The organism is Pantoea sp. PvP021 (genome assembly GCF_054056055.1).
Map to the genome: position 1 here is coordinate 672,422 of NZ_JBSRXX010000001.1, position 13,200 is coordinate 685,621.

The 13,200-nt window shown below is 55.7% G+C and carries 10 protein-coding genes; 2 read left to right on the top strand and 8 right to left on the bottom strand.

The genetic code is table 11. The features are described from left to right. Positions 1 to 213: 213 nt before the first annotated feature. Positions 214 to 4,116, top strand: coding sequence for an ATP-dependent RNA helicase HrpA (gene hrpA, locus ACVKSX_RS03065; protein WP_307379791.1), 3,903 nt, complete (start codon positions 214 to 216; stop codon positions 4,114 to 4,116). 58 nt (positions 4,117 to 4,174) lie between these two features. Here hrpA and ACVKSX_RS03070 read toward each other — a convergent pair whose 3' ends face one another. From ACVKSX_RS03070 to rstA, 6 genes are all read right to left on the bottom strand, one after another. Continuing rightward, a complete protein-coding gene (locus tag ACVKSX_RS03070; protein WP_010244655.1) occupies positions 4,175 to 4,984 on the bottom strand; it encodes a trypsin-like serine peptidase in 810 nt (269 codons plus the stop codon). Between the two features lie 115 nt (positions 4,985 to 5,099). Then, the gene (ydgU, locus tag ACVKSX_RS03075; RefSeq protein ID WP_010244657.1) at positions 5,100 to 5,180 is read right to left on the bottom strand and encodes a small membrane protein YdgU; all 81 of its coding nucleotides are present in this window, start codon (positions 5,178 to 5,180) and stop codon (positions 5,100 to 5,102) included. An 81-nt stretch (positions 5,181 to 5,261) separates the two neighbouring features. Continuing rightward, complete coding sequence (asr, locus tag ACVKSX_RS03080; RefSeq protein ID WP_071785070.1) at positions 5,262 to 5,789, bottom strand: acid resistance repetitive basic protein Asr; 528 nt, start codon at positions 5,787 to 5,789, stop codon at positions 5,262 to 5,264. A 159-nt stretch (positions 5,790 to 5,948) separates the two neighbouring features. Continuing rightward, the gene (locus ACVKSX_RS03085; RefSeq protein WP_039392257.1) at positions 5,949 to 7,436 is read right to left on the bottom strand and encodes a carboxypeptidase M32; all 1,488 of its coding nucleotides are present in this window, start codon (positions 7,434 to 7,436) and stop codon (positions 5,949 to 5,951) included. Between the two features lie 19 nt (positions 7,437 to 7,455). Beyond that, positions 7,456 to 8,757 carry a two-component system sensor histidine kinase RstB gene (gene rstB, locus ACVKSX_RS03090; RefSeq protein ID WP_064691342.1) on the bottom strand — a complete coding sequence of 434 codons (1,302 nt, stop codon included), beginning with the start codon at positions 8,755 to 8,757 and terminating at the stop codon, positions 7,456 to 7,458. Beyond that, positions 8,754 to 9,479 carry a two-component system response regulator RstA gene (gene rstA, locus ACVKSX_RS03095; protein WP_010244666.1) on the bottom strand — a complete coding sequence of 242 codons (726 nt, stop codon included), beginning with the start codon at positions 9,477 to 9,479 and terminating at the stop codon, positions 8,754 to 8,756. The genes rstB and rstA overlap by 4 nt, the downstream gene beginning before the upstream one ends. 178 nt (positions 9,480 to 9,657) lie before the next feature. Here rstA and ACVKSX_RS03100 point away from each other — a divergent pair, with 178 nt between their 5' ends. Beyond that, entirely contained in the window at positions 9,658 to 10,071 is a 414-nt protein-coding gene (locus ACVKSX_RS03100) for a hypothetical protein (protein ID WP_010244668.1), read from the top strand. Between the two features lie 127 nt (positions 10,072 to 10,198). Here the strand turns inward: ACVKSX_RS03100 and ACVKSX_RS03105 are convergent, their stop codons facing one another. Together ACVKSX_RS03105 and ydgH are read right to left on the bottom strand one after the other, a co-directional pair. Beyond that, positions 10,199 to 11,590: a basic amino acid/polyamine antiporter gene (locus ACVKSX_RS03105; protein WP_033757764.1), complete on the bottom strand. Its 1,392-nt coding sequence runs from the start codon at positions 11,588 to 11,590 to the stop codon at positions 10,199 to 10,201. Positions 11,591 to 11,796: 206 nt separating this feature from the next. Then, positions 11,797 to 12,750, bottom strand: coding sequence for a DUF1471 family protein YdgH (gene ydgH, locus ACVKSX_RS03110; protein ID WP_010244673.1), 954 nt, complete (start codon positions 12,748 to 12,750; stop codon positions 11,797 to 11,799). Positions 12,751 to 13,200 lie beyond the last annotated feature (450 nt).

Below are 13,200 nucleotides of genomic sequence, written 5' to 3' on the forward strand. Positions count from 1 at the left end.
TTACACTCTACGGTTATCGATGGCGCGGTGAAAGCGCAATATTTCGAGACCCATGTTCGAATTTATTGAATGAGCGTAACCGGGGCCAGCCGCCGGAACAGTTCAGAATGTGCTATGATGCGCGCAATTATTTTTATTGAATCAGCTGGTTATCCCGGCTTGCAGGGCGCTGCTTCAGGCAGCGACACCGTCTGAGTAAGGTACGTCACTATTATGTCATCTCCCGATACTTCCCCACTGGCAGCGCTCTGGTCACGCCTCGACGGTCTAATGCTGCGCGATCGCCAGCGGTTACAGCGCCGTTTACAGGGTGCCAGAAAAGCTAAAAATCCTGAGGCACAGCAGGGCATTGCCAGCGAGCTTGAGCAGGACTTTATCGCTGCCGAGCAGCGCGTGGCCCAGCGCCGTGCGGCCACGCCAGCCATTACCTTCCCGGACAATCTGCCGGTCAGTCAGAAGCAGCAGGATATTGCTGAGGCGATTCGCGGTCACCAGGTAGTGATTGTCGCCGGTGAAACCGGCTCGGGCAAAACCACGCAGCTGCCGAAAATCTGTCTGGCGCTGGGACGTGGTGTGACGGGTCTGATTGGTCATACGCAGCCGCGCCGTCTGGCCGCGCGTACCGTGGCGAATCGCATTGCCGATGAGCTCAGCACTTCGCTGGGCGGCTGCGTCGGCTATAAAGTACGGTTTAACGACCAGGTCAGTGACCTGACGCAGATTAAACTGATGACCGACGGGATTCTGCTGGCGGAGATCCAGCAGGATCGTCTGCTGATGCAATATGACACCATCATTATTGATGAAGCGCACGAACGCAGCCTGAATATCGATTTCCTGCTCGGTTATCTGCGTGAGCTGTTGCCGCGTCGGCCCGATCTGAAAGTGATTATCACTTCCGCCACCATCGATCCACAGCGTTTCTCGCGTCATTTCAATAATGCGCCGGTGATTGAAGTCTCAGGCCGGACCTATCCGGTTGAAGTGCGCTATCGGCCGGTGATCGAAGAGGCGGATGATGGCGATCGTGACCAGCTGCAGGCGATTTTTGATGCCGTAGATGAGCTGGGCCGGGAAAGTCGGGGCGATATCCTGATCTTCATGAGTGGTGAGCGTGAAATACGTGATACCGCCGACGCGCTGAACAAACGCGATCTGCCACACACCGAAGTGCTGCCGCTCTATGCACGGCTGTCGAACGCTGAACAGAACCGGGTGTTTCAGTCGCACAGTGGCCGTCGTATCGTGCTGGCGACCAACGTCGCGGAAACCTCACTGACGGTGCCGGGGATTAAATATGTGATCGATCCCGGTACGGCGCGTATCAGTCGTTACAGTTTCCGTACCAAAGTGCAGCGCCTGCCGATTGAACCGATATCACAGGCGTCTGCCAACCAGCGTAAAGGGCGTTGCGGCCGCGTATCAGACGGTATCTGTATCCGCCTTTACGCGGAAGATGACTTCCTGAGTCGTCCGGCCTTTACCGATCCTGAAATCCTGCGCACCAACCTGGCGTCAGTGATCCTGCAGATGACCTCGCTGGGCCTCGGCGATATCGCCGCCTTCCCGTTTGTGGAAGCGCCCGATAAGCGCAATATCCAGGATGGCGTCCGCCTGCTGGAAGAGCTGGGCGCGCTGACCCTGAACGAAGAGACCGGTCACTACAAGCTCACCGGTTCCGGGCGTCAGCTGGCGCAGCTGCCGGTGGATCCCCGCCTGGCGCGGATGGTGCTGGAAGCGCAGAAATTTGGCTGCGTGCGCGAAGTGATGATTATCACCGCTGGCCTGTCGATTCAGGACCCGCGTGAGCGTCCGGCAGATAAAAAGCAGGCGTCCGATGAGAAGCACCGGCGCTTTGCCGACAAAGACTCCGACTTCCTCGCCTATGTGAATCTCTGGAACTACCTGGCGGAGCAGCAGAAAGCGCTGTCCGGGAATGTTTTCCGCCGCCAGTGCAAAAGCGATTTCCTTAACTATCTGCGCGTGCGGGAATGGCAGGATATCTACACCCAGTTGCGGCAGGTGGTGCGTGAACTGGGCATTCCGGTTAACAGTGAACCGGCTGAGCTGCAGCCCGTCCACTGCGCGCTGTTAAGCGGTCTGCTGTCGCATATCGGGCAGAAAGACACCGATAAGCAGGAGTATACCGGCGCGCGCAATACCCGCTTCGCGATCTTCCCTGGCTCCGGGCTGTTTAAAAAGCCGCCGAAGTGGACCATGGTGGCGGAACTGGTCGAGACCAGCCGCCTGTGGGGCCGCACGGCGGGCCGTATTGAACCAGAGTGGATTGAGCCGCTGGCACAGCATCTGATCAAGCGCAGCTACAGTGAACCGCACTGGGAGAAATCGCAGGGCGCGGTGATGGCCACCGAAAAAGTCACGCTCTATGGCCTGCCGATTGTCGCCGCCCGTAAAGTTAACTATGGCAGCATCGATCCCACCCTGAGCCGTGAACTGTTTATTCGTCACGCGCTGGTGGAGGGCGACTGGCAGACCCGACACGCCTTCTTCCGCGCAAACCAGAAGCTGCGCAGCGAAGTGGAAGATCTGGAACACAAATCCCGTCGCCGCGACATTCTGGTTGATGACGAAACGCTGTTTGCTTTTTATGACCAGCGCATTGGCAAAGAGGTGGTCTCGGCGAAGCATTTCGACAGTTGGTGGAAACAGGCCAGTCGCGAAAACGCAGAACTGCTGAATTTCGACAAGCAGATGCTGATCAAAGAGGGTGCGGATAAAGTCAGTCAGCTCGACTACCCCAACTTCTGGCATCAGGGCAACCTCAAACTGAAGCTGAGTTATCAGTTTGAGCCTGGCGCAGATGCGGATGGCGTGACGGTACATATTCCGCTGCCGCTGCTGAATCAGGTTGAAGATAGCGGTTTTGAGTGGCAGATCCCCGGTGTACGCCGTGAACTGATCATCGCACTGATTAAGTCGCTGCCTAAGCCGCTGCGCCGTAACCTGGTGCCTGCACCCAACTACGCCGAGGCGTTCTTGGGAAGGGTGAAAGCGATGGAGATGCCGCTGCCTGATGCGCTGGCGCGGGAATTTCGCCGCATGACCGGCGTCACGCTGGAGCGGGAAAACTGGCAGTGGGAACAGGTGCCCGATCATCTGAAAATGACGTTCCGGGTAGTCGACGAGCACAATCGTAAGCTACTGGAAGGCAAAGATCTCACTGCGCTTAAGGCACAGCTGAAAGACAAAGTGCAGGAAACGCTGTCGAAAGTGGCGGATGACGGGCTGGAGCAGAGTGGGCTGCATATCTGGAGTTTTGGCGATCTGCCACGCAGTTATGAACAGAAGCGCGGCAGCTACCAGGTTAAAGCCTGGCCTGCGCTGGTCGACGAGAAAGAGAGCGTCGCCATTCGTCTGTTTGACAGCGAGCAGAAGCAGCAAAAAATGATGTGGCGCGGTCAGCGTCGCCTGCTGCTGCTGAATGTGCCGTCACCGGTTAAATATCTGCACGAGAAGCTGCCGAACAAAGCCAAGCTCGGACTCTACTTTAACCCTTATGGCAAAGTGCTGGAGCTGATTGACGACTGCATCGCCTGTGGCATCGACAAGCTGATGGGGGAAGCGGGCGGTCCGGCCTGGGATCAAACCTCGTTTGAGCAGTTGCGTGACAAAGTGCGAGGCGAACTCAATGAAACCGTGGTGACCATCGCGAAGCAGGTCGAGCAGATCCTGACGGCAGTCTTCAACATTAATAAGCGTCTGAAGGGCCGGGTCGATATGACCATGGCGCTGGCGTTATCTGACATCAAAGCGCAGTTAAGTGGCCTGGTTTATCGCGGCTTTGTCACCGGCAACGGCTGGCAGCGACTGGCCGATACGCTGCGTTATCTGCATGGGATTGAGCGCCGACTGGAAAAACTGCCTGCCGATCCGCACAGCGATCGTGCGCGGATGTTAAAAGTACAGGCAGTGGAACAGGCTTATCAGGCGTGGCGCAATAAGTTGCCGCCGCAGCGTCAGGATGATGAAGAGGTGCAAAATATCCGCTGGATGATCGAAGAGCTGCGAATCAGTTATTTTGCTCAGCAACTGGGTACGCCTTATCCCATCTCACATAAGCGTATTCTGCAGATGATGGAGCAGATAGCGGGTTAAGTGCCGGGATGCGCGCCGTAACCGGCGCGCATCCGATGATGGCGAGTGAGAGTGCGGGCTACTGAGCCAGGGATTCCAGTTTATCTTTAAACGAGGTGACCGAAATCGCACGGTTATCAGCCAGGTAGCGATCTTTCGCTGCCGGTGCTGAGCTTTGTACCGCGATTAACTGCCAGCCTTTATCGCTATTGAGCAGCAGTGGCGAACCACTGTCACCTGGCAGGGTGTCACACTGATGCGACAACACGGCGCGCTGCGCCCAGCCGGTGATCAGGCAATCGCTGTGGGAGTAAAGCGTGTCCAGATGATCAGCCGGATAGCCTGCCTGCGTCACTTTTCGTCCGGTCAGCTTCAGCGCCGCAGTGAGTTCGCTGCGTGAGCCATCGAACAGCGGAATAGGCGTAATCGCGGAGGGCGGATTGCGTAAAATCACGATGCCGTAATCATAGGGGGCTGCACTGCTCGGCACGATCCAGCCTTCACCGTCCGCTTTTAACTTTGACGCCAGCGAGGGTTCAACCCGCGCATCAATATCATGAAGCTCGTAGCGCCAGCCTTTATCGCTCGCCATAAATCGCAGCGCAACCGGCTTATCGAAATTACCCGGCGGGGCAAGCAGGCAGTGTCCGGCGGTCAGCGCCAGATGCGGAGAGATGAGTGTGGCAGTACAGAGGTTGCCGCTTTCGGTTTCCAGCTGACCAATGGCATCCCAGGGGGCAGCGGTAATATCGGTGATTGCCTGGCGATGATCCTTACCGAAAAACAGCATCTTAATTTCAGCAGGAGTAGGCGAGTCATCGTCATCATCGGCATGAACCGTGGTGGCAAAGCTGAAGAGTCCAACCATTAACAGGGTAGCCAGGCGCATAGAAATCTCAATGGCGAGAAAAAATTAACGTTATTGTTATTACGTAAGTACGGTAACTATAGTCGGTGAGCGTTGAAAAAGGGAGTTTTATTGGTTAATCAGTACGCTACAGCGGTTAAACAAAAAAGCTTGCTGCAACAATGCCACACAGGATCATCACCAGCAGAATAATTTCGAAGCGATAGCGACGCACCATATCATCCACTCCAGTAAAGAAACACCCGGCAGAACCGGGTGTTTTTAATCATCATCTCGTGGCCGTGCGCTGAAGGCGACCTTAGTTTTTAGCTGCTGGTTTCACAACTTTTTTGTGGTGAACTTTTTTAGCAGCCTGAGCTTTCTGTGCAGCTGGTTTAGCTACTTTTTTGTGGTGAACTTTTTTAGCAGCCTGGGCTTTCTGAGCGGCTGGCTGAGTGGCTTTTTTGTGATGAACTTTTTTAGCGGCCTGGGCTTTCTGAGCAGCTGGTTTAGTGACTTTTTTGTGGTGAACTTTTTTAGCGGCCTGGGCTTTCTGTGCAGCAGGTTTAGCTACTTTTTTATGGTGAACTTTTTTTGCAGCCTGCGCTTTCTGCGCGGCATCTTTTTTCACAGCTTTTTTGTGGTGTTTCTTAGCAGCCTGCGCTTTCTGAGCCGCTTTATGGTGTTTCTTGTGCGCAGTTTTGTGAACGGTTTTAGCCGGTGCTGCAGCGGTAGTAGTGGTTGTTGCGGCTGGCGCAGCAGCTGGAGCAGCTGTGGTGTCAGCAGCGAAAGCAACAGAAGACATACCCATAGCAGCGGCGACAACCAGTGCAAATAATTTTTTCATTGCAAATCCCTCGAAGACTATTTTTTCATGTGTAGCCCACTGCGGGGCCGGTGAAGAGACTATAGGGATATCAATGAACGGTGTCCGTGGGTGTTTGGTATCGGCGTGTAACCGATTGTACAAAGGCGGGAAAGGGCGGTCAGCTGACCGCCCGAGAGCTTAGCTATTCAGGTAACGTTGTTCAAGGTGCTGGCGGAAGAAAGCCGGATTCAGCGCTTCGCCGGTGGCGTTGATCAGCAGCTGGTCGGTGGAGAAACGGCTGCCGTGCTGCCAGATGTTCTGTTGCAGCCAGTCGAATACCGGCTGCAGCTCACCGTGCTGAATCAGCTCGCTGAGCTGAGGAATCGCAAGATGTACCGAGCGGAACAGCTGCGCGGCGTACATCGCGCCCAGCGTATAGGTCGGGAAGTAGCCAAAGGCGCCGTCGGTCCAGTGGATATCCTGCATACAGCCATCGCGGTAGTTACCCCGGGTATCCAGACCCAGCGACTGCATCATCTTCTCATCCCACAGCGCCGGGATATCCTCAACCTCAATCTCGCCTTCAATCAGCGCCTGCTCGATTTCATAGCGCAGAATGACATGCGCCGGATAGCTGAGCTCATCGGCGTCAACCCGGATCAGGCCAGGCTTAACCTGCTGGGTCAGGCGCACAAAATTATCCGCCTGCAGGGCAGGCTGATCGCCAAAGGTGGCGATCACCTGCGGCAGAATGCGCTGCAGGAATTCGCGGCTGCGACCAAGCTGCATCTCCATAAACAGGCTTTGTGATTCGTGGATAGCGGTGGAGCGCGCCAGCGCCACCGGCTGCCCGCGCCACTGCTGCGGCAGATTTTGCTCATAGCGGGCGTGGCCGGTTTCGTGGATCACGCCCATCAGGGCGCTGAGAAACTCATTCTCGTTGTAACGGGTGGTAATGCGCACATCTTCCGGCACGCCACCGCAGAAGGGATGCGCACTGATATCCAGACGGCCATGGTTAAAGTCGAAACCCAGCGTTTCCATGATGCTCAGGCCGAGCTGACGCTGAGCAGGCAGGGCGAACGGCCCCTGCGGCGTGACAACAGTCTGCTGCGCCTGTTTTTCCACGACCTGCTGTAACAGATCGGGCAGCCAGGTTTTCAGTTCGCCAAAGGTTTCATCCAGCCGGGCGCGGGTCATCCCCGGCTCATAAAGATCCAGCAGCGCATCGTAACGCGAGCAGCCAGTGGCGTCGGCGCGGCGCTGGGCCTCTTCGCGGCTCAGACGCACCACCTCTTTGAGATTGGCGGCGAAGCCCTGCCAGTCGTTGGCCGGACGCTGAGTGCGCCATGCATGTTCACATACCGAACCGGCGATTGATTTGGCTTCAACAAAATCATCAGGCAGCAGGGTGGCCTGCTGGTAAGCGCGCTGCATCTCGTTGAGATTGGCCCGCTCAACATCGTTGAGTGACTGCTGCTCTGCGGCCCTGAGCCACTCACCAACCTGAGGGGCAGTGAGGATCTGGTGCTGCAACACGCTCATTTCGGCCAGCGCTTCACCACGCGCCTGACTGCCGCCCGGCGGCATGGTGGTTTGCATGTCACATCCGGCGATGGCCGTGACGTGGCTGAAACGGGAAAGGCGCTGGAACGTCTTGGTAAGTTGTTGATACGCTGAGGTCACGTAAGACTCCTTGTGGTTTTTAACGCAGCGGAATTTCCCGCAAGGTTAGATCAACCGGCCAGCAAAAGCGAACGCTGGCGCCGCCGAGCGGACTGGATTCAATAGTCACATTGCCGCTCAGCGCCTGGGCAATAGAGTGCACAATCGCAAGTCCCAGTCCGCAGCCGCCTGTAGCGCGATCGCGGCTGGGGTCCAGCCGGACAAAGGGTTCGAAAACCCGCTCACGCTCTTCAGGCGGAATGCCGGGACCGTCATCTTCCACCTGCAGACACCCTATCGGACCGTCGAACCACAAACTGACGCGCAGCCGCTGTTGCGCATAACGCAGTGCATTGTTGACCAGGTTATCCAGTACCCGCTCCATCAGGCGGGTATCAGAAATGCCGATGTTTTCACGCTGCGGCAGCTCAAGGTCGAGCCGCACGTCGGGATTGATAGTGCGGAAATCGTCAAGCCGCTCGCGCAGCCAGTTGGCCAAATCCAGCGATTTCAGATTGAGATCGACGCGCGGCCGATCAAGACGCGCATAGGTCAGTAGCTCCTCAATCAGGCTTTCGAGCTGGCCGATATCGCGATTCAGCGCCACCCGTTCGCCATCCGTGAGGTTGTCGCTCATCTCCAGCCGGTAACGCAGGCGCACCAGCGGTGTGCGCAGCTCATGCGCAATACCGTCTATTAGCTGCTTCTTACTGGCAACCAGCGTATTGATGTTCTCGGCCATCTGGTTAAAGGCGATGCCGAGCCGGAAAAGGCTGGAGGTGCTATCAAAATGGGTGCGCACGTCCAGCTCGCCACGGCCAAAGCGCTGAGCCGCTTTTTCCAGTCGCTGCATCTCCTGCCAGTGGGGGCGCAGCCAGATAAACACCGGCAGCGCCAGTGACATCCCTATAAAGATCAGCAGGGCAATATCCAGTAGTCGCATCTGATGCAGATAGAAGAGATAGGGAATCGGCCCGACTGACAACACGTAGTGGCTACGCGGAATGTGCTGCAAAAAGGTGTATTGATCGTCGAGCGCCACGATCTCTCCGGCGCGCAACCGACGCATGTTGCCTTCATCAAGCTGATATTTATTCATCGGCTCGATGTGCAGGTCGAACGACAGGCCGAGATCGAGACTCTTGATGGTTTTATTCCAGTCACGCGGCGGGATCTCGCGCAGTTCGCTGCGGATCAGGTAGAGCGAACTGGCCATCAGGTCATTCATTGACTGGCGGCCCGCACGTTCAGCGGTGAACTTGTAGACCAGCCCCACCAGCAGCGCCATCACCAGAAAGCAGACAAACAGCAGCAGATAAAACTGAATAAAAAGCTTTCTCATAGTCCGCGGGTATCCCAGGCCTGGGGCGCAAACAGATAGCCTTTGTTACGAATGGTTTTAATGCGGAACGGCTCGGTGGCGCTGTCGTGCAGCTTTTTGCGCAACCGGGAGATGGCCACGTCGATGCTGCGGTCAAGGCCGTCATAGCTGACCCCGCGCAACGTTTTCAGCAGCGCATCACGGTTAAGCGTCTGGCCTGCATGGCTGGCGAGTACCCACAGCAGATCGAAATCTGCGGTGGAAAGGGCAATCTGCTCGTCAAACAGCGTGACCTGGCGGTTCAGCGCATCGATGGTCAGCGAGCCAAAACGCAGCATACGGTTGGCGGCGGGTGCGCTGGGCGCATCGTCCGGCTGTCCCTGCTGCGACTGACGCAGATGAAGGCGCAGGCGGGCCAGCAGTACCGCCGGCGGCGTGGTTTTCAGAATGTAATCCTGCGCACCCATCTCCAGGGCCAGAATATGGTTCATGTCGCTGTCCAGTGAGGTGAGCAACACGATCGGCCCCTGCCAGTTGGCCCGCAGGTCACGGCAGATAGTCATGCCATCTTTGCCTGGCAACATGATATCCAGCATCACCAGATCGGGCTGCTGTTCGGCAATGACCGCTTCAGCACGGTCGCCGCGCATCTCGACAATCACCTCAATATCATGACGACCCAGATAGGCCGCAATCAGTGAGCCCACTTCGGGTTCATCTTCTACATAAACAATTTTGTTCATAGTTCACAAAGCAGAGACAGGGATGGACGGAAGCATATCTTTTCCTGGTCCTGAGCTCTACGTTACCGCACGAAATATCCGTGGCTTGCTGGTATATAACCGGCAAAATGTGCAATCATTAGCGCGGCCTTTTTGCGCCAGGTTTGGGATATTGATGATTATCATGAGGAGCGTTAGTGTGTCTGATAAAGAGCTGGCATCAGCCATATACCCCGACCGCATCTGCTTCAATTACAGTGACTTTCTTTCCGCTTCCTGCAAAAAGCGCTGGAGCTTCGTCGATGCTATTTATGGTGTGATGCCGATATTTGGCATGGTGACACGTAAATCGGCTCACCGCTTACAGGGCAGTGACGACCCGTTAAAAGAATTAGCATTACAAATCATTTCTACTCAGGTCAGCGATGAAATTAATATCGCGCGCCTGATTACCCTTGCGGAACAACAGCAGATTAGTCGCTTCGATATTCAGCTTCCTTATCCGCTTTCGGCGGAGCAGCTGGACGCGATCCATCATGAATATTCCAGGCCGCTGAATCTGACACAGCAGGATGACCTGCTGTGTGTCTCAATACCTGTGCAGTCGCACTGATAGCCTCTCCCATCAGGCTCTGAACCTGGGCAGTGCTCACCATCCTCACGTACTGTCTGTACGCCTGGTTGCTCCGCGCTGGCCGGGTTCGCACTGCCTGCAGCCATTACGCCTGCCGGGCCAGGCGCTAAGTCGTCAGCTGCCACACGGCGGGCAGCGTCGCGGCAATCAGCAATCCCATTGCAATCCGCTCCAGCGAAGTCAGCGCAAACTCTGCGCGGCCACCGCGTCGTGCAAACAGAAACAGCAGCAGGCCCGGTGTATAGAGCACCACAGACATCATCAGGTGCAATGGCCCCGAGGCGTAAAGCAGCCAGATGCCATAAAGGCTGGCACCGATACCGGTCGCCATCGCCAGCGGTTTATGCTGTCCGCGTACCACTTTGATCAGATATAACCCCACCAGCAGATAGGGCACCAGAATCATCTCAGAGGCGATGGTCAGCAGGTTGTTGTAATTTGCACCAGTCAGGGCAATCAGGATCAGGCAGAGCTGAATACTGCCGTTGGTCAGCCACAGTGAGGCGGCTGGCGCGTTATGGCGGTTTTGCCGGGCGATACTGCGTGGAAATGCACCCTGTTGCGCGGCAATCAGCGGCACTTCAGCGGCCATAATCGTCCAGCTCAGATAGGCACCGCACACCGAGATAACCAGACCCACCGCAATCACCGCATCGCCCCAGTTGCCCATCAGTCGGGTCATCAATCCCGCCATGGAGGGGTTACGCATCTGAGCCAGTTCAGCACGTGGAACCACGCCAAGCGACAGCAGTGTCACCAGCAGATAGACCAGCAACGCTGCCAGCACGGCGAATAATGTAGCCCGGCCCACATCCTTTTTCTGGCGCGCGCGTGCAGAGACCACCACCGCCCCCTCGACGCCGATAAAGACCCACAGGGTAATCAGCATGGTCTGTTTGACCTGCTCCCATAGCGGTTGTCCCAGCGTGACGCCGGAAAAGTCAAAGCGGAAGCGATCATAGTTGAATGCCATCACCGCCAGCACAATAAACAGCAGCAGCGGCACCAGCTTGCCGAGCGTCGCCATCAGATTAATGCTGGCAGCGGTCTGCACGCCGCGCAGCACCAGCCAGTGAACCAGCCACAACAGCACGGATGCACCCAGCATCGCCTGCCAGGTGTTGCCATCGCCAAAGATAATCCGGTCCGGCGTATCGGTGAAGAAGCTCAGGGCAGAGAAGACAATCACCAGATAGGAGACGTTGGCGATCACGGCGCACAGCCAGTAGCCCCAGGCGGAGCAGAAGCCCATCAGCTCGCCGAAACCGGCACGGGCATAGGTAAAGATGCCGCCATCCAGCTCGGGTTTAAGGCGGGTCAGCAGCAGCATCGCCAGCGACAGAAAGATGATGCCGACGCCGGTAATCAGCCAGCCCAGCAGCAGCGCCGCCGGACCAGCCACTGCAGCCATATTTTGCGGCAGACTGAACACGCCTGCGCCCAGCATTGAGCTGAGCACCAGCGCCGTCAGCGCACCGAGACCTAATTTTTTCTCCAAAACAACCTTCCCGCTAGCATATATGGCTGGGTAAATCGGATTTTGTCGCTGGGTTATGTCACACCAAAGGCACAATACAGGGACAATATCCGGTAAAACAGGCGAGGGATTTTACGGAGTGTGGCAGGGGATGGCAATGCGTGACTATGCAAAACAGCGCAGGAATTATGCAAACAGCAGGGCGGCAGGCGCCGCCCTGAGAAGGATTACTTAAACAGGTCAGCCGTGACGGTCAGGTTACCGCCACTCTGGTTCTGCCACTGACGGGTAACGTGGTAGAACTTGGCACCTTTATCCGCCGCACGCTTCGCCACTTCTTCTGAAATCTCAGTTGGCGTACCGAAGTGACCGGTGAAGGTTACGGTATCGAACGGCTGCATCTGAGCAGCAGTAATGGCATTCACTTCCTGCACCGATTTGCCGTTTGGCAGATTAACGGTATAGCGCTTGCCGGTAGAGCTTTGGGTTTCGAAGAAACGACCCACTTTGTTGCTTGGCGTTTCAGACGAGGCCACGCCTGGAATCTCTACGTTAGCCGCCGCAGCGCCACCGGTTGCCAGTGCGGCTTTACCCGCTTCTGAATCGGCAGGAATCGCATTTGGTGTCTGCACCGCGCGCTCTTTAGCATCCGCTTTATAGACATAGGCGGTGACATACTGATTGCCGCCGCTGTTGGCATCGATCTGGCGAACGATAAAGAAGGAGGCTGCGCCTTTCTGTTTTGCGGCTTTCGAAATTGCGTCGTTTACATCCGGCTGGCTGGCAAAGAAGCCGCTGACCGAAACGGTATCGAAGGGTTCGAGTTTATACGCTTCTGCTTTTGGTAGTTCGTTTACGCCGTTGAAACGACGGTAAGTCGTTGACTCTGTGGCTGCCGGGGCATCGGCTTTATAGAGGTCAGCCGTAACGCGCCAGTTACCGCTGTTACCGTTGCTGTCGTTGATCGCCTGGATGTAATAAGAGGCCGCGCCCATCTGATCTGCACGCTTAGATACCGCATCGGCAGCGTCGCCAATTGCGTTGAAACGGCCGGTAATATTAATACGTTCGAATGGCTTCAACGCGGCCGCTTTTTCTGGCGTAAGTTCCTGCGCAGCGAATGCGTTGGCTGCCAGCAGGGACAACAGAGTGGTCGCCAGAATAGTGTTCTTCAGCTTCATAAAAATAATCCTTCGCCTTACGCAAAAATGAGTACGAAAACGTGCTGGACTCTTGATGTATAACAGAATAGCCGCTGATTATTGCATGTTATAAACAGACTGTCGCAGCGATTTTTTGTGTCAGATCGCGTTATTCAACCATGATTTTTTCATTTGTTTGTCATCAAACGCAGTTATGGCCAGTTTTAGTGATAGTTACCACTAAAAGCGGTAACTGTTAGCGATAAAATAGTTAATGCATTGTTAAATAAAGGTTTTTGTTGTTGATTAATTCGTCCGGGTACAATTATCTCTGGCAGATTATCTGCCTGTGAGACTATTTTGCAGTGGGATAACGCAGGTTTCTTAACAGAACACTGCATAATTGGGTGAATGTCATCACTCTGCCTAGTCGCTGTAGATCGCTCGTCACATTTTCAGTAGGTTATAAACACTTTGAAATACCTGCGT

Excerpts from the sequence above, each read along its gene's own strand:
- hrpA (WP_307379791.1), top strand. The coding sequence starts at position 214 with ATGTCATCTCCCGATACTTCCCCACTGGCAGCGCTCTGGTCACGCCTC.
- ACVKSX_RS03070 (WP_010244655.1), bottom strand. The coding sequence starts at position 4,984 with ATGCGCCTGGCTACCCTGTTAATGGTTGGACTCTTCAGCTTTGCCACC.
- ydgU (WP_010244657.1), bottom strand. The coding sequence starts at position 5,180 with ATGGTGCGTCGCTATCGCTTCGAAATTATTCTGCTGGTGATGATCCTG.
- asr (WP_071785070.1), bottom strand. The coding sequence starts at position 5,789 with ATGAAAAAATTATTTGCACTGGTTGTCGCCGCTGCTATGGGTATGTCT.
- rstB (WP_064691342.1), bottom strand. The coding sequence starts at position 8,757 with ATGAGAAAGCTTTTTATTCAGTTTTATCTGCTGCTGTTTGTCTGCTTT.
- rstA (WP_010244666.1), bottom strand. The coding sequence starts at position 9,479 with ATGAACAAAATTGTTTATGTAGAAGATGAACCCGAAGTGGGCTCACTG.
- ydgH (WP_010244673.1), bottom strand. The coding sequence starts at position 12,750 with ATGAAGCTGAAGAACACTATTCTGGCGACCACTCTGTTGTCCCTGCTG.